The organism is Sphingomonas sp., assembly GCF_017745215.1.
Lineage (GTDB): Bacteria > Pseudomonadota > Alphaproteobacteria > Sphingomonadales > Sphingomonadaceae > Sphingomonas.
In genome coordinates this window covers 109,297-133,972 of record NZ_JAGHZV010000006.1, presented here as the reverse complement: position 1 = coordinate 133,972, position 24,676 = coordinate 109,297, and the positions used below count along the sequence as shown (strand labels likewise).

Sequence of the window (24,676 nt, the reverse complement as noted above, 5' to 3'; positions counted from 1 at the left end):
TCCATGTCCACCCGCCTCCACCTCTACACCATCCCCCCGCACCGTGCGTTCGGCGACGCGCTCGCGGCGGGGCTGATCCGGCGGTTCGGGGGCGATCCGCTCGGGCTGGCGCGCGGCGTGGTGCTGCTGCCCAACAACCGCGCCAAGCGCGCGATCCAGGATGCGTTCGTCCGCGCGAGCGAGGGCGGGCTGCTGCTGCCGCGGCTGGTCGCGGTGGGCGATCCCGAGCTCGACGAAGCGGTGTTCGACCTCGCCGACGAGGCCGAGCCGGTGCCGCCCGCGGTCGATCCGCTCCAGCGGCGGCTGATCCTCGCGCGCCTGATCGTCGAGGCCGCGCGGATCGACGGCGCCGAGGCGGTGCGGCTCGCTGGCGAACTGGCGAACACCCTCGACCAGCTGCTCGTCGAGGAAGTCGACCCGCGCCGGCTGCGCGAGCTCGACCTCGGCGGGCTCTCGGCGCATTGGGAGAAGTCGCTCGCGCTGTTCGAGATCGTCCTCGATCGATGGCCCGTCGAGCTCGCTGCGTTCGGCCGGATCGACCTTGCCGACCGGCGGCGACGGCTGATCGACCGCGTGGCGAGGCGCTGGAAGGAGGCGCCGCCCGCCGGCTTCGTCTGCGCCGCCGGCATCACCGCCGCCTCGCCGGCGATCGCGCGGCTGCTGCGCGTGGTAGCGGGGCTGGGCGAGGGGATGGTCGTGCTCCCTGGCCTGGCGACCGGGATCTCCGAGGAGGAATGGGACTCGCTCGGGCCGCACAAGCCCGATCCGGTCACCGGCGGGCGCCGGCGCGCGATCGAGACGCATCCGCAATACCAGCTCAAGCTGCTGCTCGACCGGATGGGCGTGCGCCGCGGCGAGTTCGAGACCTGGGCGGGGCGGAGCGAGCACGACGCCGCGCCGGCGCGAAGCAAGGCGATCGCTTCGGCGATGCAGCCGCCGCCGCTCACCCATGGCTGGACCGCGCTGCCCGCCGCCGAGCGGCGGCTCGACGGCGTGCGTGCGCTGGAGGTGGCCAACCCCGCCGAGGAAGCCCAGGCGATCGCGCTGGCGCTGCGCGAGGTGCTCGAGACGCCGGGGCGGACCGCGGCGCTGGTCACGCCCGACCGCGCGCTCGCCCGGCGTGTCGCGGCGCATTGCGCGCGTTGGGACATTGCGATCGACGATTCTGCCGGCCAGCCGCTCTCGCTGCTCGCGCCGGGGACGCTGCTGCTCGCGCTGGCCGAGGCGGCGGCGCAGGGGTTCGCGCCGGTGCCGCTGCTCGCGCTGCTCAAGCACCCTCTGGTCGCGGGCGAGGACCGGCTGGCGTGGCTCGAAGGCGCGCGGGCGCTCGACCGGGCGTTGCGCGGGCCGCGGCCGGCGCCGGGGCTCGAAGGTGTCGACCGGCATCTCGCCGAGGGCGACAAGCGCGAGGCCGCGGTCCGGCGCGCGGCCGCGGGCTGGTGGGCGGAGGCTCGGGGGCGGCTGGCGCCGCTCGACTCGGCCTTCGCCGCGGGCGCGCAGCCGTTGCCGACGCTGCTCGCGGCCCTGCGCGAAGCGGCCGAGGCGCTGTGCGGCGACACGCTCTGGGCGCGCGCCGAGGGCCGCGCGGCGGCGGATCTGCTCGGCGGGCTCGAGCGCGAGGCCGTGCACGGCCCCGCGGCGATCGAGCCGGCCTCGCTCGCGCCGATGCTGCGCAACCTGATGGACGAGGTCGCGGTGCGGCCGCCGCAGGGCGGGCATCCGAGGCTGGCGATCCTCGGCCTGATCGAGGCGCGGCTGCAGACCGCCGACCTGATGATCCTCGGCGGGCTCAACGAAGGTGTCTGGCCGGGCTTGCCCGCGCCCGATCCGTGGCTTGCCCCGCGCATCCGGGCCGACCTGGGGCTCCCCGGGCTCGACCGCCGGATCGGTCTCGCCGCGCATGACCTTGCCGGCGCACTGGGCGCACCGCAGGTGCTGCTAACCCGCGCGCGGCGTGATGCGTCGGCGCCGACGATCGCCTCCCGCTTCTGGCTGCGGCTCGAAGCGCTGTCGGGCGGGCTGGCCGAGGCGAGCGACCTCGCGGCGTGGCTGCGCGCGATCGACGATCCCGGCGGTTTCCAGCCGGAGCGCCAGCCTGCGCCGTGTCCCCCCGTGACGTTTCGGCCCAAGGCGATCTCGGTCACCGAGGTCGACCGGCTCAAGGCCGACCCCTATGCCTTTTACGCGCGACGGATGCTTGGGCTCGCGCCGCTCGACGCGGTCGATGCCGATCCGAGCGCGGCGTGGCGCGGGACGGCGGTGCACGCGGTGCTCCAGCAATGGTTCGAGCACGACGGCTGCGCGCCGGAGAAGCTGCGTCCCCGCGCCGAGGCGATGTTGGCGGACGAGCGCACCCACCCGATGATGCGCGCGCTGTGGCAGCCGCGGCTGATCGAGGCGGTCGACTGGATCGCGGGGGAGATGGCGCGGCTCAATGCCGAGGGTCGCCAGGTGCTCGCGGTCGAGCGGCGCGGCGTGGTGTCCTTCGCCGGCGTCGAGCTGAGCGGCACTTTCGACCGGATCGACCGGCTCGCCGACGGCAGCCTCGCGATCGTCGACTACAAGACCGGCCAGCCGCCCTCGAACCGTGCGGTGCGCGCGGGGTACAGCCTCCAGCTCGGGCTGCTCGGGCTGATCGCCGAGGAGGGCGGGTTCGCCGGGATTTCGGGCAGCGCGCGCGGGTTCGAATATTGGTCGCTCGCGCGGAAGAACGGCAGCTTCGGCTTCGTCGATTCGCCGGTCTCGTCGCGCAAGCGCGAGCCGATCGTGGCGGACGAGTTCGTCGCGCTGGCGGGCGGCAATTTCCACGAGGCGGTGCAGGACTGGCTCACCGGCGACCGGCCGTTCACCGCCAAGCTGGTGCCCGAATACGCCCCCTATGCCGAATATGACCAGCTGATGCGGCGGGACGAATGGTATGGCCGCGACTGAGCTCAGGACCCTGCCGCCGCTCGCCGGCAACCAGGGGCGCGCGAGCGATCCGGCGCGGCACGTGTGGCTTTCGGCCTCGGCGGGGACGGGCAAGACGCAGGTGCTCGCCGCGCGCGTGTTCCGGCTGCTGCTGCGCGGCACCGATCCGGGCGCGATCCTGTGCCTCACCTTCACCAAGGCCGGCGCGGCCGAGATGGCGGCACGGATCACCGGGCGGCTGGCGCGCTGGGTGCGCGCGCCCGAGGCCGACATTCGCGAGGACCTGGCAGCGCTCGGCGAGAGCGCCACGCCGGCGATGATCCAGAGTGCGCGCCAGCTCTTCGCCAAGGTGCTCGACGCGCCGGGGGGCGGCCTGCGCATCCAGACGATCCACAGCTTCTGCCAGGGGCTGCTCGCCGCCTTCCCGGTCGAGGCGGGGCTGGTCCCCGGCTTCCGCCCGCTCGACGCGCGCGAGGAATATGGGCTCGCGCGCGAGGCGCTGGCCGAGATGCTGGTGAACGCCGAGCGCGAAGGGCGGCGCGGGCTGGTCGAGGACGTCGGCGCGCTGAGCCTCAGGCTGGGCGAGGGCGGGGCGGAAGCGTTCCTGCGCGAATGCGCGCGCGCGGGCGAGGCGCTGGAGGCGCTGCCCTCGGGCGTCCAGCCCTGGCTGCGGCGCGCGATGGACCTGCCCGGCGGCGACATCGAGGCCGAGATCGTCGAATGCTGCGGCGATGCTGCGTTCGACGTTGCGGCGCTGCGCCGGCTGGGTGCAGCAAATTCGGCGTGGAGCGCGGCGACCGGGCAGAAGAACGCCGAGCTGATCCGGCAATGGCTGGGCGCTTCGCCCGCCGGCCGCGCGGAGTTGCTCGACGACCTTCGGCTGGTGTTCCTCAAGAAGGACGGCGAGCCGCGCGCGGTATCGGCCAAGCTGCTCGACGCCGATCCGGGCTATGCCGGGCTGGCCGAAGCGATCGGCGGGCGCTGCGCCGAGCTGCTCGGGATGCGGGTGCGTGCCGCCTATTGCGACCTGCTCGCGCGCGGGCTGGCGGCGGGGCGCGACTATGCCCGCACCTATGCCGAGGCGAAGCGCCGCGCCGGCGCAGTCGACTTCGACGACCTCATCCGCGCCGCGGTCGCGCTGCTCGGGCAGGAGGGCATGGGCGAGTGGGTGCGCTTCAAGCTCGACCAGGCGACCGAGCACGTCCTGATCGACGAGGCGCAGGATACCAATCTCCGCCAATGGTCGATCGTCGATTCGGTGGTCGAGGACTTCTTCACCGGCGAAGGCGTCCGGCCCGAAGGCGTGCGCACCCTGTTCGCGGTGGGCGACTACAAGCAGGCGATCTTCGGGTTCCAGGGCACCGACCCGGTGTTCTTCCGCTGGGCGTTCCGGCGCTTCCTCGAAAAGTCGCGGATCCAGGCCGATTACGACGTCGACGCGCAGGCGCTCGACGCGCTGTCGCTCACCCACAGCTTCCGCTCGACCACGCCGGTGCTCGAGTTCGTCGATGCCGCGCTCGCGGTGCTGCCCGAGCCGGGGATGGGGGATCTCAGCGACCTCGAGGCCCATGCGAGCCGGGTGAAGGGGCCGGGCAGCGTCACGCTCTGGCCGCTCGCGATCGCCGGCGAGGAAGTCGAGGAGGCGGGCGAGGAAGGCTGGATCGGCGAGCCGGTGCGCGAGCATGCCGCCAAGATCGCGCGCGCGATCAAGGGCTGGATCGGCACGCTCGACCTCGAGAGCAAGGGCCGCAAGCTCCGGCCCGAGGACGTGATGATCCTGGTCAAGCGCCGCGGCGACCTCGCCTCGCTGATCGTCGCACGGCTGTATGCCGAGGGCGTGCCGGTGGCGGGGGTCGATCGGCTGCGGCTCAACGCGCCGCTGGCGGTGCAGGACCTGCTCGCCGCGATCCGCTTCGCGCTCCAGCCCGAGGACGACCTCTCGCTCGCCAGCTTGCTCGTCTCGCCGCTGATCGGGTGGAGCCAGGACGAGCTGATGGTCGGTGCGCTGCGCGAGCGCGGCGGGCTTTGGCGGCACCTCCGCGCTACCCAGCCGGCGGAGCGGCTCGCCCCGCTCGACGAACTGTTGCGCCGCGCCGACTTCACCACGCCCTATCGCTTCCTCGAGGAGATCCTCTCGGGCCCGATGCAGGGGCGGCGCAAGCTGCTGCTGCGGCTGGGCGAGGAAGCGCGCGACCCGATCGAGGAGCTGCTCAACGCCGCGCTGAACTTCGAGACGGTGGCGACGCCGTCGCTCCAGCGCTTTCTCGACTGGTTCGATCGCGGCGACGTCGAGATCGTGCGCGACTCCGCCCAGCCGCGCGACGCGGTGCGGGTGATGACGGCGCACGCCGCCAAGGGGCTCCAGGCGCCGCTGGTGATCCTCGCCGACGCGACCGCCGATCCCAGGCGCAGCCCGCGCGACTTCCTGACCTGGAAGCCCGAGGGCGAGGAAGGCCCCGCGCTCCCCGTGTTCCGCCCGCGCAAGGAGGAACGGGGCGGGCCGCTCGCCGAAGCGGTGGACGAAGCCGAAGCGCGCGAGCTCCAGGAGCATTGGCGGCTGTTCTACGTCGCCGCGACGCGCGCCGAGGAGCGGCTGGTGATCACCGGCGCGCTCGGCCCCCAGGCGAAGGGCGAAGCGCCCGAATCGAGCTGGTATGCCGCCTCGGCGCGGGCCTTTGCCGCGCTGGCGACCGAGCACGAGTTCCGAGGGCTCAAGCCCCAGCTTCCGGTGGCGCCCGAGCCTCGAGCCGGAGCTCTGGTGGAGGCGCCGGCACCGCTGCCCGAGTGGATTGCCCGGCCGGCGCCCGAGGAAGCACGCCCGCCGCGCCCGCTCGCGCCGTCGTCGCTGGGCGAGGACCTCGTCGCCGATCCGCCGCCGAGCGCCGCGATGCGCGCCGCGGCCGAGCGCGGGCGGCTGCTCCACGCGCTGTTCGAGCGGCTGCCGTCGGTTCCGCCCGCCGATCGCGCCGCTGCGGCTGACCGCTGGCTCGCCGGCGCCGGCGGGGTGAGCGATCCCGCCGCGCGCGCCGAACTCGCCGCCGTCGCGCTGGGCGTCACCGAGGACCCGCGCTTCGCCGATCTCTTCGGCCCGGATGCGCTCGCCGAGGCGCCGGTGGCGGCGGTGGTCGACGGCACGGTGGTGTCGGGCACGGTCGACCGGCTGCTGGTGACCGACAGCCTTGTCCGCATCGCCGACTTCAAGACCGGCCGCCGCGCGCCGGCGACGCTGGACGATATCCCGCCCTATCACCTGCGCCAGATGTCGGCCTATGCCGCCGCGCTCCAGGTGATCTTCCCCGGCCGCACGGTGGAGGCGGCGCTGCTCTATTCGGCCGGGCCGGTCTTCCACCCCTTGCCTCCCGAGCTGCTCGCGGAGCACAAGCCGCGCTTTGCGGGCGCGGAGCAAAGCTTGGCTTCGCGCGCTTGAGCAGCGGCACCGGGCTTCCTAAGTTCCGCCCCGACGTTTCTTCCGGAGTATGACTCATGGCGACCAAGGCAATCACCGACGACAGCTTCCAGGCCGACGTCCTCAATTCGGACAAGCCCGTTCTCGTCGACTTCTGGGCGGAGTGGTGCGGTCCGTGCCGGATGATCGCGCCGGCGCTGGAGGAGATCGCCGAGGAGCTCGGCGAGCAGGTGACCATCGTCAAGCTCGACATCGACGAGAATCCCGACGCGCCGAGCAAGTACGGCGTGCGCGGCATCCCCACGATGATCCTGTTCAAGAACGGCGAAGTCGCCGCGACTCAGGTCGGCGCGCTGCCCAAGAGCGGGATCAAGCAGTTCATCGAGCGCGGCATCTGAGTTCGCGCGACCGACGCATTCGGAGGAGCCCCGGGGCGGCAGGCGATGCCGCCCCGGGGCTCCTTGCGTTCGGGCGACTGTCACGAGAGCGTCATCCTGCCGTCGGATGGCCGCTCCGCCGCGGACTTGCTTTGCGTTGACAGGCCAGCGCGCGGGGCGCAACCATGGCTGGGTTGAGCGATCCTTGGGGGAGGACGAACGTGTTTTTGGCCGCACTCGCCAGCGTAATGCTTCTGGCCGCATCGCCGCCGCTCGCGCCGGAGGAGACGCTCACCAACGACACCGTCGTCGCGCTTACCGGCGCGGGGCTGGGCGACGAGGCGATCATCGCGAAGATCCGGTCGTCGAAGGTGCAGTTCTCGCTCACTACGGACGACCTGATCGCGCTCAAGCAGAAGAACGTCAGCGGGCCGGTCATCGCCGCGATGATCTCGGCCGCCTCCGGCAATGGCGGCGGTACGGCCGCGCCGGCGCTCTCGATGGACTCGCCCGATCCCGCGGTGCCGCATCCCTCGGGTGTCTATCTGCTCGCCGCCGATGCCGAAGGCGCACGGATGCGCCGCATCGATCCGACCGTGTCGAGCCAGGCCAAGACGGGCGGCATCTTCGGTTATGCGCTCACCGGCGGCCTCGCTTCGATGAGCGTCAAGGCTTCGATCGCGAACGAGACGGCGCGCGTCCAGACTGGCGAGAAACAGCCGAAATTCTACTTCTTCTTCGACGAATCCAACGCCGCCACCGGCGCGCCGAGCGGGACCTGGCTCGCCGGCACCGCGGCCACGGTGACTTCGCCCAACGAATTCTCCCTCGTCCGGCTCGTGCGCAAGAAAGGCACGCGCGAGGCACGCGTCGGCAGCATGAACATCGCCGGCTCGAAAGTCGGCGTGATGGACAAGGACCGGATCGGCTTCGACTATAGGATGGTCCGACCCGGCGTGTTCGAAGTGGTGATCCTCCAGCCGCTCGCGCCGGGAGAATATGGTTTCCTCTATTCGGTCGGCGGCGCCAACGCCGGGGGTGCGCTCACCGCGAGGATCTTCGATTTCACGGTGAAATAGGCCGCGGCGTCAGCTCCGATAGTCGGCGTTGATCGAGATGTAGCCGTGGGTGAGGTCGCAGGTCCAGACCGTCGCGCGGCCTTCCCCCAGACCCAGGTCGACGCCGATCTCGATCTCGCGCCCCTTGAGGTGGGCGGCGACCGGCGCTTCGTCATAGCCTTCGACCGCGAGGCCGTCGCGCGCGACCTGGGTGTCGCCGAAGCGGATCGCGAGCCGGTCGCGCTCGGCGGGCTCGCCGGCCTTGCCGACCGCCATCACCACCCGGCCCCAGTTCGCGTCCTCGCCGGCGATCGCGGTCTTCACCAGCGGCGAATTGGCGATCGACATCGCGATGACGTGTGCGCTGCGGTCGCTCTCGGCTCCGTCGACGTCGATGGTGATGAGCTTCGACGCGCCCTCGCCGTCGCGCACCACGAGCAGCGCGAGCTGGCGGCATAGGTCGGCGAGCGCGGCGCGGAAGGCGTCGGCGCCGTTGCTGTCCTCGCTCGCGAGCGGTGCGTTGCCCGCGGCGCCGGTGGCGAAGGCGAGCACGGTGTCGCTGGTCGACGTGTCGCCGTCGACGGTGATGCACGAGAAGGTCCGGCGGTTCGCCTCGGCGAGCGCGTGCTGGAGGAAGCCGGGCTCGGCCGCGGCGTCGGTGAAGATGAAGCCGAGCATCGTCGCCATGTCGGGTGCGATCATCCCCGAGCCCTTGATGATGCCGACGAGGCTGACCGTGCGCCCGTCGACCACGGCCTGCGTCGCCGCGGCCTTGGCGAAGGTGTCGGTGGTCATGATCGTCGCGGCGGCATCTTCCCAGCCGCAGGGCTCGGCGGTGAAGGCGGCGTCGAGCCCGGCCTCGGCCTTGTCGACGGGAAGCGGCACGCCGATCACGCCGGTCGAGGCGACGAAGATGTCCGACGGCTCGCAGCCGAGGTGGCCCGCGGCGCGCGCGGCGATCGCCTCGACCGCGGCGCGGCCGCGATTGCCGGTGAAGGCATTGCTGTTGCCGGCATTGACGACGAGCGCACGGGCGCGGCCGAGCACAAGCGCCTTGCGGCACCATTCGACTTCGGGCGAGGGGCAGCGGCTGTTGGTGAGCACGCCCGCGACGCTGGTGCCGGGGTCGAGCGTCGCGAAGGTCAGGTCGCAGCGGTCCCACGCCTTGTAGCGCGCGCGGGCGACGCGCAGCGTGACGCCTGCGATGCCGGGCAGCGACGGGAAGGCGGCGGGGGCGAGCGGGGAGCGGGCGATGGACACGGACAGCCTTTCCTCTCTAGGTTCGGCCCGCATCGGGTAAGGCGAGGCGGAATTCAATGGCTTTGACTCCGATGGCGCTGCTCGACCGTGCATTGGCACTGGCCGGTGCCGAGGGGCTGCATCGCAGACCGCCGCTGATCGGCCTCGCGGGCTCGCAAGGCTCGGGCAAGTCGACGCTGGCGAAGGCCTGGGCGGAGGCGCGGGGCGGGGTGGCGGCATTCTCGCTCGACGATGTCTACCTCGGCGCTTCTGCGCGCCAGCGGCTGGCGGCGGAGGTGCATCCGCTGCTCCGCATCCGCGGCGTGCCCGGCACGCACGACCTGGCGCTGCTCGACGCGACGCTGGCTGCGCTGGCGGCGGCAGGCGAGGACGATCGGACGCCGCTCCCCGCCTTCGACAAGCTCGCCGACGACCGGCTGCCGCGCGAACGCTGGCCGGTATTCGCCGGGCGGCCAGAGATCGTGCTGATCGAAGGCTGGTGCCTCGGCGCCACCCCGCAGGAGGCGACTGCGCTTGCCGAACCAATCAATCCGCTCGAGCGTGAGCAGGATGCCGAGGGGGGCTGGCGGCGCTGGGTCAACGACCAGCTTGCCGGGCCCTATGCGACCCTGTTCGCACGTTTCGACGCGATCGCCCTGCTGCGCGCGCCGGGTTTCGAGACGGTGGTCGGCTGGCGCTGCGAGCAGCAGGCGACGCTGCTCGGCCGCGCGCTGGGCGAGGCCGAGCGCGCGGAGATCGCCGGCTTCGTCGCCTGTTTCGAGCGGATCACGCGCCACATGCTGGCGGGCGGGGTGCGTGCGGATGTCGTCGCCGATCTCGGCGCGGACCGGAGCGTGGTCCAACGTCGTTAGCCTTCCGTTGCGCTTGGCCGGCAAGCTTGCGACAACGCCCGGCAAGGGGAAGCTCATGATCGAACTGCTGCTCGCACTTGTGGCGGTCCGGACCGCGCCGATGGACCAGACGGCGCCGCAATCGCCGCCGCCGCCGAACTCAAGGGTCTCTCCGCGCGACGCGCCGCAGAATTGGGTGACCAACGACGATTATCCGGCCGGCGCGATCCGCCAATATGAGCAGGGCAGCGTGGGCTTCCGGCTCGATATCGAAGCCGACGGCCGTGTGAGCCGCTGCACGCTGACGCGATCCTCGGGCTGGCCGTTGCTCGACGTCACCACTTGTGCGCTGTTGCGCCGGCGCGCGCGATTCTACCCGGCGACCGACTCGCAGGGCGCCGCGATCCCGTCGACCTGGTCGTCGCGCTTCACCTGGCGGATGCCCGACATGGCCGTGTCGCCGCGCGCGTCCTGGGCCGTCGTCACAAGCTTCCTGGTCGACGAGCGGGGCGGGATCAGCAATTGCAAGGTGCGGCGCTTCGGCGCGGTTCCGAGCGAACCGGCTGATCCGTGCGAGCTGGCGCGGGGGATGCCCGATTACATCGGCGTGCTTCTCCACGGCGAAGGCGAAGGCATCCGCCTGGTCACGCGCATCGACACGCAGCAGTTCGAGACGATGCCGTTGCCGCGCTATGCCCCGCCGGCCGGCGAGGCCGTGTATCGGACCGAAAGCGCGTTCGCGCTCGATGCCCAGGGCTTCATCACGGCGTGCAAGCTCGCCGGCGCAGAGCAGATCGCACCGTCGTGGTTCGTCACTTGCATCCCGGGCCTAGAATATGAGCCCGTTTCGGGTGGTGGCGAGCAGACGGCGCACGCGCGCTACACGATGACGTTCGTGCGCGGCGGCGATTCCACGGCGCCCGGCAAGTCGCGCTGACGAAGCGGTGCTGCGTTTTCGATTGGCGAACCGGTTGCGACACACTATGTCGCTCCCCTGCTGCGCTTGAACGCAGCTTCCACAGAGACTGCCTCACCCTTGGAACTGCTGCTGCTCCTCACTGCCCTGCTCGCGAGCCTGACCGGCGCGGCGGGGGATCGCGCGTCGGCGCGGCAGGTGCAGGGCGTCGCGGTGGTGCAGGCGATCGAAGCCGCGCAGGCCGCGGTCCAGCCTTCGCGCAGCATGCCGCTCGCGGCGGCGCTGCCGACGATGCGCGTGGCGCGGGCGGCGACGCCGCGGCCCGAGGCGCTGCCGGTCGGCCAGGGGCGCGCCGCGCCCGAGCGCCGGCTCGAATAGGCTTCGCGCGAGGCTGACGCCTTCCGGGCGCCGGCCGATCCTTTGGTGCCGTGATGGCACAGGCAGGCGCGCGAACCGTTGAACGGCCGGCGCGCCGGTTCATCCAACGCAATCGACAGACAGGAATTCCCATGTTCGGCGGCATTGCCAAGACCCTTTTCGGTTCCTCGAACGATCGTTACGTGCGCTCGCTCGGCAGCATCGTGGCGCGGATCAACAGCTTCGAGCCGACGATCTCGGCGATGAGCGACGACGAGCTGCGCGGCCAGACCGCGAAGTTCCGCGAGCAGCTGGCGAACGGCGAGAAGCTCGACAACCTCCTGCCCGAGGCCTTCGCCACCGTGCGCGAGGCGGCGAAGCGCGTGCTCGGCCAGCGCCATTACGACGTGCAGATGGTGGGCGGCATCGTGCTCCACCGCGGCGAGATCGCCGAGATGCGCACCGGCGAAGGCAAGACACTCGTCGCGACGCTGGCGACGTACCTCAACGCGCTGCCGGGCGACGGCGTCCATGTCGTGACGGTCAACGACTATCTCGCCAAGCGCGACGCCGAGTGGATGGGCCAGGTCTACAGGTTCCTCGGCCTCACCGTCGGCGTGATCATCCCCGACCTCGACGAGGAGGAGCGCCGCACCTCCTATGGCGCCGACATCACCTACGGCACCAACAACGAGTTCGGCTTCGACTATCTGCGCGACAACATGAAGTACGAGCGCTCGCGGATGGTGCAGCGCCCCTTCAACTTCGCGATCGTCGACGAGGTCGACTCGATCCTGATCGACGAGGCGCGCACGCCGCTGATCATCTCGGGCCCGACCGACGACAAGTCGGAGCTCTACATGGGCGTCGACGCGATCGTGAAGCAGCTCGTCCCCGAAGACTATGAGATGGACGAGAAGATGCGCACCATCGTCCTCACCGAGGACGGCACCGAGAAGGTGGAGCGCATGCTCGAGGCCGCCGGACTGCTGATCGGCGCGAACCTCTACGATTTCGAGAACACCCAGGTCGTCCATCACCTGAACCAGGCGCTGCGCGCGAACGTGATGTTCAAGCGCGACATCGACTATATCGTGAAGGACGGCAAGATCATCATCATCGATGAGTTCACCGGCCGCATGATGGACGGCCGGCGCTGGTCGGAAGGGCTCCACCAGGCGGTCGAGGCCAAGGAGGGCGTGCAGATCGAGCCCGAGAACCAGACGCTCGCCTCCATCACCTTCCAGAATTATTTCCGCATGTACCCCAAGCTTTCGGGCATGACCGGCACCGCGGCGACCGAGGCGGCGGAATTCTACGACATCTACAAGATGAACGTGGTATCGATCCCCACCAACGTCCCCGTCAAGCGCGTCGACGAGGAGGACGAGTTCTACAAGAACATCGAGGACAAGTTCGCGGCGATCGCCAAGAAGATCAAGGAGCACGCCGCCAAGGGCCAGCCGGTACTGGTCGGCACCGTCTCGATCGAGAAGTCCGAGCTGCTCTCCGACTATCTCAAGAAGGAGAAGGTGCCGCATTCGGTGCTCAATGCCCGCTACCACGAGCAGGAAGCGCATATCGTCGCGCAGGCCGGCCGGCTCGGGACGGTCACGATCGCGACCAACATGGCGGGTCGCGGCACCGACATCCAGCTGGGCGGCAACTTCGAGTTCCGCCTGCATGACGAGCTGAGCGAGATGCCCGAGGGGCCCGAGCGCGACAAGGCGATCGAGCGGATCAAGGAAGAGATCGCGATCGAGAAGCAGAAGGTGCTCGAGGCCGGCGGCCTGTTCGTGCTCGGCACCGAGCGCCACGAGAGCCGCCGCATCGACAACCAGCTGCGCGGCCGCTCGGGCCGCCAGGGCGACCCGGGCCTCAGCCGCTTCTACCTGAGCCTCGACGACGACCTGCTGCGCATCTTCGGTTCGAACACGCTGTTCGCCAAGATGATGCGCTCGAACATCGCCGATGGCGAGGCGATCGGCTCGAAGTGGCTGAGCAAGGCGATCGAGACCGCGCAGCGCAAGGTCGAGGCGCGCAACTACGACATCCGCAAGCAGGTCGTCGAATACGACGACGTGATGAACGACCAGCGCAAGGTAATCTACGAGCAGCGCGCCGACATCATGGATTCGGAGACGGTGGGCGAAGTCGTCGCCGACATGCGCGCCGAGACGGTCAATGCGATCGTCGGCGAGGGGTGCCCGCCCAACAGCTACCCCGAGCAATGGGACGTCGAGGGGCTCAAGACCCGCGTGCTCGAGACGCTCAACATCGAGGCGCCGATCGACGAATGGGTGAAGACCGAGGAATCGATCGAGCCCGAGATCGTCGAGACTCGCCTGCGCGACACGGCCGACGCGATGGTCGCGGCCAAGGCGGCGGACCTCGATCCCGAGACCTGGGCGCAGGTCGAGAAGTCGATCCTGCTCCAGAACCTCGACCATCACTGGAAGGAGCATCTCGCGATGCTCGACGCGCTGCGCCAGGTCGTCCACCTGCGCGCCTATGCGCAGAAGACGCCGATCAACGAATATAAGCAGGAAGCCTTTGCGATGTTCGAGCGCATGCTCGAGCATATCCGCGAGGATGTGACGCGCACGCTGGCCTTCGCCCAGTTCCGCGTCGCCGCGCCGCCGCCGCTTCCCGAGCTGCCCGACTTCCTGACCTCGCACATCGACCCGCTGACCGGCGACGACGACACGCGCGACTGGGATGCGGCGAGCGCCGGGCTGGTGACGACGCGGATCGCGCCGCAGATCCCCGAGCTGGTCGGCGACGAGCTGAGTGCCGATCCTTCGGAATGGGAAGGCCGGGTGAGCCGCAACGAGCCGTGCCCGTGCGGCTCGGGCAAGAAGTACAAGCACTGCCACGGGGCGCTGACGGCCTGAGAGGGTCCAGGCGTTCGATGCGCTAAGCCCTCTCCCGCAAAAGCGGGAGAGGGCCTGAGAGAAGAAGTCCTAGTGCGCCGCCGGCATCGCGATGTTCGGCCCCAGCCGCGTCAGCACCTCGTGCGCATCGAAGGCGCGCAGGTTGTCGCCGGGCTTGGCGCCCTTGCCCACCGCGATGTTCGCGCTCGCTTCGAAGCGCTGGACCGTCCGCACGTCCCAGTCGCTGCCACGCCAGAAGGGATCGTCGAAGAACGGGTCGTAGCTCCGCCAGCCCCAGCGCGGCGCATACCAGCGCCAATAGGGGTGCCAATAGCCGAACGGCCCGTCGCCGAAGCCGCGATCGGTATAGGTGTTCGTCTTGGTCTCGGTGTCGCGGTCGACCAGGATGAAATAGTCATAGCCGTTCTGCACGGCGAGCTCGGCCGACCGGTAGAGGAGGTAGCGCTCGACCGTCTCGCGCGAGGTCAGGCTGTTGCCCGCGAAGGTGACGCGGAAATGGTCGGTGTCGATCCGCTCGTCCCAATAGCCGGTGCGATACTGGCCGGTGCCGGTGGCGGGCTGATAGGGAGTCGGGGTAGCGCACGACGCGACCGCGAGCCCTGCTGCGACCAGCGCGGCGATCGCGACGCCGCGTTTCATTACTGTTTTCCGCATGGTTCCTCCGGGAGACTGGAGAAGGGTGGACATGAAGTGCCTCCATTATACCAGATCGCGCCAACTGGCTGAACGGGAGCTGCTTTCCGGAGGGCGCCGCGACGAAACGCCCTGCACGTGCGGTCAGCCGAGTCGCTCGGGCACTTCGAGCGCTTCCTCCGCGAGCGTTTCCTTGGGGGCCATCGCTTCCCAGGGGAAGACGAACCAGTCCTTGTCGATGTCACGGTCGATCCGGCGGAAGCGATAGTCGACCTGCTGGCGCGAGCGGCTGTTGTCGATCAGCACCGAGAAGCGGACGTGCTCGGCCACCGCGCCATGCGCGGCGAGGCCGGCGCGGAGCTCGCCGATCGTCTTGCCGCTGTCGTTGATGTCCTCGACGAAGAGAAGGTGCTGGCCCTCGCGGGTGCGCGCGGCGAGCACGGCGACCAGCTCCTCGCCGAACTGGGCGATCCGCGTCGAATGGTCGATCGAGACGAGCGGCAGCCCCATGCGGTGCGAGAGGAATACCGCGGGGGTGAGCCCGCCGCGCCCCACGCCGACGAGCAGGTCGGGGCGCCAGCCCTCGGCATCCATCGTCTCGGCGACGGCATGGACCCCGGCGACCATCTCGTCATGGGTGAAGGGCGTGAACTTGATCGCCATCTCAATGCGTCTCGCAATAGGCGTCGAGCCGGCCGAGGTGCGCCGCCACGACATCGTCGGGAAGGAAGGAGCCGAGGAAGCTGTTGCGCGCCAGCGTGACGAAGTCGTCGCGGCCGAGCCCGCGGCCGCGCGCCACGGCGCGGTAGTTCTCGCCGACATAGCCGCCGAAATAGGCGGGGTCGTCGGAGTTGATCGTCGCGCGCAGGCCCAGGCGCAGCATGCGGTCGATCGGGTGCGCGTCGATCGAGGGCACGTTGCACAGCTTGACGTTGGAGAGCGGGCAGACGGTGAGCGTCATCGAGCTGCGCGCGAGCCGGGCGACCAGCGCCGGATCCTCGAGGCTGCGGTTGCCATGGTCGATGCGGTCGACCTGGAGCAGGTCCAGCGCTTCGTGGACGTATTCCGGCGGGCCCTCCTCGCCGGCATGGGCGACGCGCTTGAGCCCCATCGCGGCGGCGGCGGCGAAGACGCGCTCGAACTTCGACGGCGGATGGCCGACCTCGGAGGAATCGAGCCCGACGCCTTCGATCTGCTCGATCCACGGCTGCGCCTGGTTGAGCGTCCTGAACGCATCCTCCTCGTCGAGGTGGCGCAGGAAGCAGAGGATCAGCTTCGAGGTGAGTCCGTGCCTCGCCTCGGCCTCGGCCATGCCTGCGAGCAGGCCGTTCGCGACGACGCCGAAGGGAATGCCGCGGTGCGTGTGCGTCTGGGGATCGAAGAAGATCTCGGCATGGACGACGCCGTCGGCCGCCGCCCGGTCGAAATAGGCCAGCGCCATCTCGCGGAAATCGTCCTCGGTGCGCAGCACGTTGGCGCCGGCGTAATAGATGTCGAGGAAGTCCTGGAGGTTCGAGAATTGATAGGCCGCGCGGACCTCCTCGACGCTCTTGAACGGGATGTCGACGCCGTTGCGCCGCGCGAACTCGAACATCTGCTCGGGCTCGAGGCTGCCTTCGATGTGGAGGTGGAGCTCGGCCTTGGGCAGGCCCGTGATGAAGGCGTCGAGGTCGCTCATGGCCCATGATCGCAGGGCGTCGGGATGGGTGCAAGGCGGGATCGGCAATCCAGGCCCCTACAACCGTCATCCCGGCTTTCGCCGGGATGACGAAGAAGGAAGGTGGCAGCGAACGGGAAGTGGCATCACGCCGCCGTCAGCGGAATCGCGCCGGTGTCGTTGAGCGCGGGTGGTGCGACCGCGCTCGCCGCCACGCCCGCGCCGTTGCGCCACGCACCGGGCGACACGCCGAACTCGCCGGTGAACCAGCGCGTGAACGAGCTGAGGTTCGAATAGCCCATCAACTCGGCGATCGTGCCGAGCGGCTGGGCGGGGTTGTTGAGGTGGCGCACCACCAGCTCGCGGCGCACGCAGTTGAGCACGGTGGAGAATTTCTCGCCTTCGGTGCCGAGGAGGCGCTGGAGCGTGCGCGGGCCGACCCCGAGGTGGAGCGCGACCTGGTCGATCGTGCCGCGACCCGAGGAGAGCAGCATGTAGAGTGCGCGCCGCACGCGCTCGACCACCGACGGCGCCTCGACGTCCTGGAGGAAGGTCTCGACATAGTCGCGGGCATAGTCGGCCATGCCGGGATCGGCGTTCGGATTGACGCGGGCGAGCGCCTCGCGCGTGTAGACGAGGCCGTTGAACCCGCTCTCGAACTCGACGCGCGTGCCCAACACGCGACGATAGGGCGCGGGATCGACAGGGGTGCGGTGCATCAGATGCACCGACTCGGGCGTCCACGCCTCGCCACCGAGCGAACGCAGCGCCCGCGCGCAATTGGCGACGACATATTCCATCGACTGGCGCGGCGGATAGCTGAGCTGCGAGAGGATCTGGATGCGCATGATCGCGCTGTCCTGGTGCTCCTCGAGGCTGGCGAGCAGGGTGCCGCCGAGGATGCCCTGGTAGCGGATGAATGTCTCGATCGCGTCGCGCAGCGTGCGCTGGTGCTCGAGCAACAGCGTGAGCGGCCCGAGCGACGCGAAGCTGCGCCCCTCGGCGAGCAGCACGCCGAACTCGGGGCATTTGGCGGTGACCGCGCTGTCCTCGAGCAGCTGGGCGAGCGCCTTGGCGCTGATCCGCGATTCAGGGTCGGCGAGCTGCGAGGCGTCGATCCCGACCTTGGCGAGCATCCGATAGGGATCAAGCCCAACGTTGCGCGCGAGCTCGACATAGGTACGCAGGGTGGCGGCACGCGCCCAGGTCAACGCAACAGCTCCTCCGCCGCCGCAAGACTCGGTCGACTTTGCGACAGCGGAATGAATTTATGCCTCGCGACGTCAATTGCAAAGGCCTTGTCGCGATTTGCAAAGAGAAAAGGTTAACGCAGGCGTAGAGCGCGCGGCCGTTAACGGTAACATTCCGCACCGTGCAGATAGCGGGAATTTCAGATCGATCAACTCAACGACCCGAAAAATCGGGGCTTTTTGCGTCATGACGCGCCGTTGGAGACACGCATTGACCTTCAATCGACCTTCGAATCGTGCACAGCAATTATCGGGGCCCCAGGGGGATATCGGTCGCAACAATCCTGCTGAAGCAGCCCAGGACGCGCATGACTCGTTTCTCTGCCACGCCGATCCGGCGGCCCGCGCGCGGCTGACCGCGGCGAGCGCCATGGCCTCGGCGATGGCGCACGAGCTGAGCCAGCCGCTGACGGCGGCGAGCAATTATCTCGAGACGAGCATCGCAGCGGTGCGCCGCTGCGTCGAGGCGCTCGAGGACCTCGCCGGCACGCTGGAGAGCGCGGCGCGGCAGAACAACCGCTCGATCGATCTGGTGCGCCGCATGCGCAACTTCGTCGTCTCGGGTGCGGTGCAGACGCGCGCGGAGCCGCTCGCGCCGATGATCTCGACCGCCTGGACCACGATCGGCGCCGGGAGCGACGTGGCGCTGGAGCTCGACCTCCAGCCCGATGCCGCGGCGGTGCTCGCCGACCGCATCCATATCGAGACGGTGCTCACCAACCTGCTGCGCAACGCCGTGCAGGCGATGGACGGCGCGGCCGAAAAGCGCATCCGCGTGGCGACGTGGCGCGAGGACGAAATGGTGTTCGTCCGCGTGGCCGACAGCGGCCCTGGCGTCGCGGCGGAGATCGCCGACCGGCTGTTCGAGCCGCTGTTCACCACCCAGCCGCGCGGCAGCGGGCTGGGCCTGCCGATCTCGCGCACGATCGTCGAGGCGCATGGCGGCGCGCTGTGGCTCGAGACGCCGGTGGCGGAGCGCGGCGCCGACTTCGTCTTCGCGCTGCCGGGCGCGCAGGATTGAGGTCAGGGAAGGAAGCGCGACAATCCCGACCCGTCATCCCGGCGAAAGCCGGGACCCAGAGTTACAGAGGACATCGCTTGCGGCCCTGGGTCCCGGCTTTCGCCGGGATGACGATTGATTGGTCGAGGCGCCGGCCTAAACCAGAGGCATGAACGCTTCGGCGCTTGCCGACACCGCCGCCAGGCTGCTCGCGACCGAGGTCCGCGGCGCCGTGCCGCTTTCGGGCGGCGACCTTTCCACGGTCTATCGACTGACGCTCGCCGATGGCCGGCGCGTGATCGCCAAGCCGGGTCCGGATGTGCTGGCCGAGAGCGAGATGCTCGCCGCGATCGCCGCGACGGGCGCGCCCGCGCCCGACGTGCTCGGCGTGGGCGAGGGGCTGCTGGTGATGGCGGAACTGGCCGCGGACGGCACCTCCGCCTGGGACGATCTCGCCTCGGTGCTGAACCGGCTGCACGGCGCCGTGGGCGAGCGCTATGGCTGGCACCATGATATCGCTTCGGCCGCGTCGCGATTCCCAACGGCTGGTCGAACGACTGGCCACGCTTCTGGGCCGACAACCGCCTGCGCTGTCACCTGCCGCACCTGCCCGCGCCCGTCGCGCGCCGCGTCGAAGCGCTCGCCGACCGCCTCGCCGAGCATCTCCCGCGCGATCCGTATCCGGCGCTGCTTCACGGCGACCTCTGGGGCGGCAACATCCTCGTCGCCGGTGGGAGGGTGAATGGGCTGATCGACCCGGCCTGCTGCCATGGCGACCGCGAAGTCGACGTGGCGATGCTCGGCCTGTTCGACCATCCGCCCGCGCGCTTCCACGATGCGCTGGGGCTCGCGCCCGGCTGGCGCGAGCGGCAGCCGGTGTACCGGCTCTGGCCGCTGCTGGTGCACGTCCGGCTGTTCGGCGCGAGCTACCTGGCCCCGACGCTCGGCGCACTCGATTCGCTGGGGGCCTGAGCCCGTGGCGCCGATGCGCCCGTCGGCCGGAAAGGCTGGCTCCCTGAGTTGGATTCGAACCAACGGCCGCTCGATTAACAGTCGAGAGCTCTACCGCTGAGCTATCAGGGAATAGCCGGTGAGGGGGGCTCTATAGCCCCGAATTCCGGCGATGCAACCCGTCAAATTCCCTAAGGGGCTAAGCGACGAACTGCTCCATCGTGATCCGGTCGTCGAGCGCATGCTCGGGGTCGAAGAGCAAAGTGAGGTCGTGCTCATGGTCGATCGCGATGTCGACCTGGGCGACTTCGCGCACTTCGCGCTGATCGGCGACGGCGCTCACCGGGCGCTTCTCGGCCTCGAGCACGCGAATCGCGATGCGCGCCTTGTCGGGCAGGATCGCGCCGCGCCAGCGCCGCGGGCGGAACGGGCTGATCGGCGTCATCGCCAGCATCGCCGAGCCGAGCGGCAGGATCGGGCCCTGGACCGAAAGGTTGTACGCCGTCGATCCCGCGGGCGTCGCCACCAGCATGCCGTCGCACACCAGTTCGGGCAGCACGATGCGGTCGTTGACCGCGATCTCGAGCTTCGCGGTCTGGCGCGTCTCGCGCAGGAACGAGACTTCGTTGATCGCGTGCGAGCGGAAGCTGTCGCCTTCGATCGTCACCGCGTTCATCCGCAGCGGGCTCACGCGGAACGGGCGCGCCTTCACCAGCCGCTCGTCGAGCTTCTCGAACCCCCAGTCGTTCATCAGGAAGCCCACCGTGCCCAGGTTCATCCCGAACACCGGGAGCGTGCGCTCGCGGTCGATCATCGCGTGGAGCGTCTGGAGCATGAAGCCGTCGCCGCCCAGCGCGACCACGACCTCGGCTTCCTCGATCGGCACCCACGAATAGCGCTCGCGCAGCTCCTCGGCCGCGGCCTGGGCGGGCGGCGTGGGCGAAGCGACCAGCGCGCGAAGCTCGCTCATCCGCCGGTGACGCTCATGTGGCGGCGGACGGCAGGCGCGGCGCCGCTGGCGATGCGGAAGTCGTGCCGCGCGGGCTTGAGGCGGAGCGCCTCGTCGATCGCTTCGTCGACCGCGGCGAGCCCGCCCGCACGGATCGCGGCCTTGAGGTCGACCTGGTCGTCATGGCCGAGGCACATATAGAGCTTGCCCTCGGTCGTGAGGCGCACGCGGTTGCAGCCGTCGCAGAAATTGGCGGTGAGCGGCGAGATCAGCCCGAGCCGCGTCTCGCTGCCCTTCACGCGCCAGTAGCGCGCCGGGCCGCCGCTGCGGTGCGTGTCGCGGACGAGATCGAACTGCGCGTCGAGCGCGGGGAAGACCTCGGTCAGCGGCAGGAAGCGGTCGGCGCGATCCTCGTCGATCGCGCCGAGCGGCATCGTCTCGATGAGGGTGAGGTCCATGCCCTCGGCGGCGCACCAGGCGAGCATCGGCGCGATCTCGGCTTCGTTGAGCCCCTTGAGCGCGACCATGTTGATCTTGACGCGCAGCCCCGCGGCGCGCGCGGCGGCGATGCCGGCGAGCACCTGGCTCACGTCGCCGTGGCGCGTGATGTGGCGGAAGGTGTCGGGATCGCGGCTGTCGAGGCTCACGTTGATCCGGCGCATCCCCGCTGCGACCAGCGTCCCGGCATGGTCGGCGAGGCGCGTGGCGTTGGTGGTGAGGGTCAGTTCCTCCAGCCCGTTGCCGAGGTGCGAGCCCAGCCGGCGCGCGAGCTCGCCCAGGTCGCGGCGCACCAGGGGCTCGCCGCCGGTGAGGCGGATCTTGGTGACGCCCCGTGCGATGAAGCGCTCGGCGATCAGGGCGATCTCCTCGAGCGCGAGCAGCGCATCGCGCGGCAGGAAGCTCATCGCCTCGGCCATGCAATAGCGGCAGCGCAGGTCGCAGCGATCGGTCACCGAGATGCGCAGATAGCGGATCGTGCGGCCATGGCTGTCGATCAGGGCTGGCGAGCCGTGCATGCGGCTGGCCTAGCACTTCCGCTTCGCCTGACAAGCCTGGATGGCGGTGACACAAACTTACGGTTATCGATACGCCGATGAACCTTGCGACTCCGGAGCCCGAGACCGAGGCACCGCCGGCCCAGGCCCCCGTTTTCGTCCTCTCCTTCCGCCAGCGCGACGAGATGGCGGCGGCGGCGGCCGGCGCGGGTTGGGGCGTGGTCGCGGCGCGGCGCGCGGAAGGAGTCGAGCGGCGCTTCCTCGCGAGCGGCGCGCAGGTCGCGGTGATCGATGCGCGCGGGGCGCTGAGCGAAGGGCTGATGGCGGCGCGCGCGCTCGGCGGCGTGGTCGAGGCGAGCCGGGCGGCGCTGCTCATCCTCGTCTCGCAAAGCGACACGCTGCACCTGCGCGAGTTCCACGATGCCGGGGCGACGCACTTCCTGTCGAGCCCCGCGTCGGTGGCGACGATCGCGCAGGCGATGCGCTTCGCCCAGCGCCATGCCGAGCGGCTGGGGCGGCAAGGCGTCGAGACCAAGGGCGAGGCGCTGGGCTGGCGTTACGACAGCGCGCTGCGCTCGCTCCAGCTCACCCCCGATCTCGCCGCGCAGCTCGAGCTGCCCGAGGCGCCGGCGCTTCGTCCTGCGCTCGCCAGGCTCGATGGCGCCGACCGCAAGCTGATGCGCGCGGCGGTGCGCCGGCTGAGCGAGGAACGGCCGACCACGGCCTTCGCGCACGACCTGCCGGGGATCGGCCGCGTCGTGCAGCATCTCCAGCGCGACCCCGTGACCGGGCGGCTGAGCGCGCTGATCGAGCGGCTCGGCGCGGCGCCCGATGCCGAGGCGGTGGTGCACGACGCGCTCACCGGCGCGCGCGACGGGCCAAGCGCGCGGCGCTGGCTGGGCGGACGGCTCGAGGAGGGCGTACAGGTCGGCGCGGTGCTGATCGGGCTGCTCGGCTTCGAGACGGTGAACACGGCATACGGCCGCGAGGCGGGGGACCGGCTGCTCCGCGCCGCGTCGCGCCGGATCGCCGATATCGCGCGCGAGGCGCTGGGGCGGACGGCGGTGGTCGCGCGGATGAGCGGCTCGGAATTCCTCGTCGCGAGCGACGGCTGCGACGCCGAGGGCCTCGCGCGCGCCGAGGCGGCGTTCGAGGAAGCGATGGCGCGGCCGTTCGTCGTCGAAGGCGATCTGCTCCCGCTCGGTGCGCGGATCGCGACGGCGCTGAGCAATGCAGGCGAGGGCGCCACTGGCCTTCTCCGCCGCGCGAGCGAAGCGCTGTTCGACGTGCCGATCCCCGAGGCCGAAGGGCCCTCGGTCGCCATCCTCGCCGCCGACCTGCGCCGCGCGATCGACCGCGACGAGATCGAAGTCGTGTTCCAGCCGCAGGTCGCGATCGCGACAGGCGCGATCGTCGGTGCCGAGGCGCTCGCGCGCTGGCGGCACCGCGATTACGGCGAGATCGGCCCCGAGACGCTCTTCGCCGCCGCCGACCATGCTGGGATCGCCGGCGCGCTCAGCGACCATGTCCAGTCGGTCGCGCTGTCGACCGCGGCGTCCTGGCCCGCGGCGCTGATCAAGCTCAGGCTCTCGATCAACGTCACTGCCGCCGACGTGGGCCGGACCAACTTCGTCGATGGTCTCCTCGGGCGGATCGACGCGAGCGGCTTCCCGCGCGCGCGGCTCACCGTCGAAGTCACCGAGAGCGGGATCATGAAGGACCTGGGCGACGCCGCCCGCCTCCTCGCCGAGCTGCGCACCGCCGGCTGCCGCGTCGCGATCGACGATTTCGGCACCGGCTATTCGAGCCTCGCCTATCTGAAGGCGCTGCCGCTCGACTATCTCAAGATCGACAAGCGGCTGAGCCAGGACATCGCCGGCAGCGTGCGCGATCGCGTGGTGGTCCGCGGCGTGATCGACATGGCGCGCTCGCTGGGGCTGGCGGTGGTGGCCGAAGGCGTCGAGACCGAGGCGCAGCTCGACCTACTCGCCAAGGAGGGCTGCCAATATTTCCAGGGCTATCTCTGCTCCGAGCCGGTCGACGGGATGACGCTCGCGCGGCTGGTGGCGACGCGGTGAGCGATCCCAGGGACCTCAGCGGCGTCTGGTACGGCCGCTACGCCGCGACGACGCGCTCGGAGACCAACAGCTTCATCGCGCAGATCGAGGACCGCGAAGGCGCGCTGAGCGGGGTGATCAGCGAGCCCGACACGACCGGCTATGCCGAGATCCGCCGCGCCCTCGTCTCCGGGCGGTGCGACGGCTCCTCGATCCGCTTCGTCAAGCAATATCAGGGACCGGCGCTGGTCCATGCCGTGCTCTACGCGGGCACGGTCAACGAGGACGCGACCGAGATCAGCGGCCAATGGGTGATCGTGCGCAGCACCGGCAGCTTCGTGATGCAGCGCGAGAAATTCGCCGCCGAGGAGCTCGCCGACGAGCGCGAAGTGGAGGAGGAACTGCGATGATCCGAGCGATGCTGGCGATGCTCGCGCTGCTGCTGGCGGTGCCTGAGGCGATGGCGCGGCCGGCCGATGATCCGCGCGCGGCGGTCGAGGCGGCGATGGCGGATTCGGCCGAAGGCTGGAACAGCGGCGACATCGACCGGTTCCTCGCAGTCTATTCGGACGATCCGGCGACGAGCTTCACCGGCAAGATCGTCACGCGCGGCAAGGAAGAGATCCGCAACCGCTACATGGTCACCTACGCCAGGCAGTTCGGGCATATGGCCGCGGCAGTGCCGACGCGGCTCAGCTTCCGGATCGAGGATTTCCGGATGCTGGGGCCGGACCATGCGTTGCTGATCGCGCAATGGACGCTGGAGAATATCGAAACGGACAAGCCCGACACGGGCATGACTTCGCTGGTCTTCCGCAAGGAGGCCGGCGGCTGGAAGATCATCGCGGATCACAGCAGCTGAGCGGCGATCGCCTTCGTCACCTCCCTCGTCATCCCGGCGAAAGCCGGGACCCAGGAGTCTCGGGCGATGTCCTCTGTAACCCTGGGTCCCGGCTTTCGCCGGGATGACGGCTGCTTGGCCCGATCGGGTTCGAGTCCAGGTTGATGCCTCGCTCGGATTGCAATGTAGGAATCGGACTGCGAGGTTAGGGGGCGCTCTTTCTCATCGTACCCTTCTTTGATCGATTGAAACGATCAACGCGCTTTCGCAGTATCTGCAATGGTTGTTGTCCACACTGTCAACCGTTATCGATTTTATCGATCTTTCAGGCCGGC

The 24,676-nt window shown here is 70.0% G+C and carries 20 protein-coding genes and 1 tRNA gene; 13 read left to right on the top strand and 8 right to left on the bottom strand.

Annotated features, from left to right (window positions below):
* Positions 1-3: 3 nt before the first annotated feature.
* From addB to J7495_RS08130, 4 genes are all read left to right on the top strand, one after another.
* Positions 4-2,931 carry a double-strand break repair protein AddB gene (gene addB, locus J7495_RS08145; protein ID WP_294055979.1) on the top strand — a complete coding sequence of 976 codons (2,928 nt, stop codon included), beginning with the start codon at positions 4-6 and terminating at the stop codon, positions 2,929-2,931.
* Positions 2,918-6,337, top strand: coding sequence for a double-strand break repair helicase AddA (addA, locus tag J7495_RS08140; RefSeq protein ID WP_294055978.1), 3,420 nt, complete (start codon positions 2,918-2,920; stop codon positions 6,335-6,337). The genes addB and addA overlap by 14 nt, the downstream gene beginning before the upstream one ends.
* 56 nt (positions 6,338-6,393) lie before the next feature.
* The gene (gene trxA, locus J7495_RS08135; protein ID WP_294055977.1) at positions 6,394-6,714 is read left to right on the top strand and encodes a thioredoxin TrxA; all 321 of its coding nucleotides are present in this window, start codon (positions 6,394-6,396) and stop codon (positions 6,712-6,714) included.
* 227 nt (positions 6,715-6,941) lie between these two features.
* Positions 6,942-7,772: a hypothetical protein gene (locus J7495_RS08130; RefSeq protein ID WP_294055976.1), complete on the top strand. Its 831-nt coding sequence runs from the start codon at positions 6,942-6,944 to the stop codon at positions 7,770-7,772.
* Positions 7,773-7,781: 9 nt separating this feature from the next.
* Here J7495_RS08130 and argJ read toward each other — a convergent pair whose 3' ends face one another.
* Positions 7,782-9,044, bottom strand: coding sequence for a bifunctional glutamate N-acetyltransferase/amino-acid acetyltransferase ArgJ (argJ, locus tag J7495_RS08125; RefSeq protein ID WP_294055975.1), 1,263 nt, complete (start codon positions 9,042-9,044; stop codon positions 7,782-7,784).
* A 23-nt stretch (positions 9,045-9,067) separates the two neighbouring features.
* Here argJ and J7495_RS08120 point away from each other — a divergent pair, with 23 nt between their 5' ends.
* The 4 genes from J7495_RS08120 (at position 9,068) to secA (ending at position 14,008) form a co-directional block, all read left to right on the top strand.
* The gene (locus tag J7495_RS08120; protein ID WP_294055974.1) at positions 9,068-9,862 is read left to right on the top strand and encodes a kinase; all 795 of its coding nucleotides are present in this window, start codon (positions 9,068-9,070) and stop codon (positions 9,860-9,862) included.
* 55 nt (positions 9,863-9,917) lie between these two features.
* Entirely contained in the window at positions 9,918-10,778 is an 861-nt protein-coding gene (locus J7495_RS08115; RefSeq protein ID WP_294055973.1) for an energy transducer TonB, read from the top strand.
* Between the two features lie 99 nt (positions 10,779-10,877).
* The gene (locus J7495_RS08110; RefSeq protein WP_294055972.1) at positions 10,878-11,135 is read left to right on the top strand and encodes a hypothetical protein; all 258 of its coding nucleotides are present in this window, start codon (positions 10,878-10,880) and stop codon (positions 11,133-11,135) included.
* Between the two features lie 131 nt (positions 11,136-11,266).
* Positions 11,267-14,008, top strand: coding sequence for a preprotein translocase subunit SecA (gene secA, locus J7495_RS08105; RefSeq protein WP_294055971.1), 2,742 nt, complete (start codon positions 11,267-11,269; stop codon positions 14,006-14,008).
* Positions 14,009-14,077: 69 nt separating this feature from the next.
* On the opposite strand, the gene J7495_RS08100 is transcribed toward secA, so the two are convergent.
* The 4 genes from J7495_RS08100 to J7495_RS08085 form a co-directional block, all read right to left on the bottom strand.
* Positions 14,078-14,647, bottom strand: a complete 570-nt coding sequence (locus J7495_RS08100; RefSeq protein ID WP_294055970.1) for a hypothetical protein — start codon at positions 14,645-14,647, stop codon at positions 14,078-14,080.
* A 138-nt stretch (positions 14,648-14,785) separates the two neighbouring features.
* The gene (locus tag J7495_RS08095) at positions 14,786-15,304 is read right to left on the bottom strand and encodes a phosphoribosyltransferase (RefSeq protein ID WP_294055969.1); all 519 of its coding nucleotides are present in this window, start codon (positions 15,302-15,304) and stop codon (positions 14,786-14,788) included.
* Between the two features lies 1 nt (position 15,305).
* A complete protein-coding gene (locus J7495_RS08090; RefSeq protein ID WP_294055968.1) occupies positions 15,306-16,319 on the bottom strand; it encodes an adenosine deaminase in 1,014 nt (337 codons plus the stop codon).
* Between the two features lie 125 nt (positions 16,320-16,444).
* Entirely contained in the window at positions 16,445-17,509 is a 1,065-nt protein-coding gene (locus J7495_RS08085) for an AraC family transcriptional regulator (RefSeq protein WP_294055967.1), read from the bottom strand.
* A 409-nt stretch (positions 17,510-17,918) separates the two neighbouring features.
* On the opposite strand from J7495_RS08085, the gene J7495_RS08080 reads away from it, so the two are divergent.
* Positions 17,919-18,569: an ATP-binding protein gene (locus J7495_RS08080; RefSeq protein WP_294055966.1), complete on the top strand. Its 651-nt coding sequence runs from the start codon at positions 17,919-17,921 to the stop codon at positions 18,567-18,569.
* Positions 18,570-19,082: 513 nt separating this feature from the next.
* The gene (locus tag J7495_RS08075) at positions 19,083-19,520 is read left to right on the top strand and encodes a fructosamine kinase family protein (protein WP_294056068.1); all 438 of its coding nucleotides are present in this window, start codon (positions 19,083-19,085) and stop codon (positions 19,518-19,520) included.
* A 36-nt stretch (positions 19,521-19,556) separates the two neighbouring features.
* Here J7495_RS08075 and J7495_RS08070 read toward each other — a convergent pair.
* The 3 genes from J7495_RS08070 to moaA form a co-directional block, all read right to left on the bottom strand.
* A tRNA-Asn gene (locus tag J7495_RS08070) sits at positions 19,557-19,631 on the bottom strand.
* Positions 19,632-19,698: 67 nt separating this feature from the next.
* Positions 19,699-20,469 carry an NAD kinase gene (locus tag J7495_RS08065; RefSeq protein ID WP_294055965.1) on the bottom strand — a complete coding sequence of 257 codons (771 nt, stop codon included), beginning with the start codon at positions 20,467-20,469 and terminating at the stop codon, positions 19,699-19,701.
* Complete coding sequence (gene moaA, locus J7495_RS08060) at positions 20,466-21,464, bottom strand: GTP 3',8-cyclase MoaA (protein ID WP_294055964.1); 999 nt, start codon at positions 21,462-21,464, stop codon at positions 20,466-20,468. Before moaA ends, J7495_RS08065 begins: the two co-directional genes overlap by 4 nt.
* Positions 21,465-21,541: 77 nt before the next feature.
* Here moaA and J7495_RS08055 point away from each other — a divergent pair, with 77 nt between their 5' ends.
* Genes J7495_RS08055 through J7495_RS08045 form a run of 3 tightly spaced genes read left to right on the top strand, consistent with a single transcriptional unit; the run spans position 21,542 to position 24,362 of the window.
* Entirely contained in the window at positions 21,542-23,521 is a 1,980-nt protein-coding gene (locus tag J7495_RS08055) for a GGDEF domain-containing phosphodiesterase (protein WP_294055963.1), read from the top strand.
* Entirely contained in the window at positions 23,518-23,910 is a 393-nt protein-coding gene (locus tag J7495_RS08050; protein WP_294055962.1) for a hypothetical protein, read from the top strand. Before J7495_RS08055 ends, J7495_RS08050 begins: the two co-directional genes overlap by 4 nt.
* The gene (locus tag J7495_RS08045; RefSeq protein ID WP_294055961.1) at positions 23,907-24,362 is read left to right on the top strand and encodes an SgcJ/EcaC family oxidoreductase; all 456 of its coding nucleotides are present in this window, start codon (positions 23,907-23,909) and stop codon (positions 24,360-24,362) included. Before J7495_RS08050 ends, J7495_RS08045 begins: the two co-directional genes overlap by 4 nt.
* Positions 24,363-24,676 lie beyond the last annotated feature (314 nt).

Excerpts from the sequence above, each read along its gene's own strand:
- J7495_RS08115 (WP_294055973.1), top strand. The coding sequence starts at position 9,918 with ATGATCGAACTGCTGCTCGCACTTGTGGCGGTCCGGACCGCGCCGATG.
- moaA (WP_294055964.1), bottom strand. The coding sequence starts at position 21,464 with ATGCACGGCTCGCCAGCCCTGATCGACAGCCATGGCCGCACGATCCGC.
- J7495_RS08065 (WP_294055965.1), bottom strand. The coding sequence starts at position 20,469 with ATGAGCGAGCTTCGCGCGCTGGTCGCTTCGCCCACGCCGCCCGCCCAG.
- trxA (WP_294055977.1), top strand. The coding sequence starts at position 6,394 with ATGGCGACCAAGGCAATCACCGACGACAGCTTCCAGGCCGACGTCCTC.
- secA (WP_294055971.1), top strand. The coding sequence starts at position 11,267 with ATGTTCGGCGGCATTGCCAAGACCCTTTTCGGTTCCTCGAACGATCGT.
- J7495_RS08090 (WP_294055968.1), bottom strand. The coding sequence starts at position 16,319 with ATGAGCGACCTCGACGCCTTCATCACGGGCCTGCCCAAGGCCGAGCTC.
- J7495_RS08095 (WP_294055969.1), bottom strand. The coding sequence starts at position 15,304 with ATGGCGATCAAGTTCACGCCCTTCACCCATGACGAGATGGTCGCCGGG.
- J7495_RS08120 (WP_294055974.1), top strand. The coding sequence starts at position 9,068 with ATGGCTTTGACTCCGATGGCGCTGCTCGACCGTGCATTGGCACTGGCC.
- J7495_RS08130 (WP_294055976.1), top strand. The coding sequence starts at position 6,942 with ATGCTTCTGGCCGCATCGCCGCCGCTCGCGCCGGAGGAGACGCTCACC.
- J7495_RS08045 (WP_294055961.1), top strand. The coding sequence starts at position 23,907 with ATGATCCGAGCGATGCTGGCGATGCTCGCGCTGCTGCTGGCGGTGCCT.
- J7495_RS08100 (WP_294055970.1), bottom strand. The coding sequence starts at position 14,647 with ATGAAACGCGGCGTCGCGATCGCCGCGCTGGTCGCAGCAGGGCTCGCG.
- argJ (WP_294055975.1), bottom strand. The coding sequence starts at position 9,044 with ATGCGGGCCGAACCTAGAGAGGAAAGGCTGTCCGTGTCCATCGCCCGC.
- addB (WP_294055979.1), top strand. The coding sequence starts at position 4 with ATGTCCACCCGCCTCCACCTCTACACCATCCCCCCGCACCGTGCGTTC.
- J7495_RS08055 (WP_294055963.1), top strand. The coding sequence starts at position 21,542 with ATGAACCTTGCGACTCCGGAGCCCGAGACCGAGGCACCGCCGGCCCAG.
- addA (WP_294055978.1), top strand. The coding sequence starts at position 2,918 with ATGGCCGCGACTGAGCTCAGGACCCTGCCGCCGCTCGCCGGCAACCAG.
- J7495_RS08080 (WP_294055966.1), top strand. The coding sequence starts at position 17,919 with ATGGCCTCGGCGATGGCGCACGAGCTGAGCCAGCCGCTGACGGCGGCG.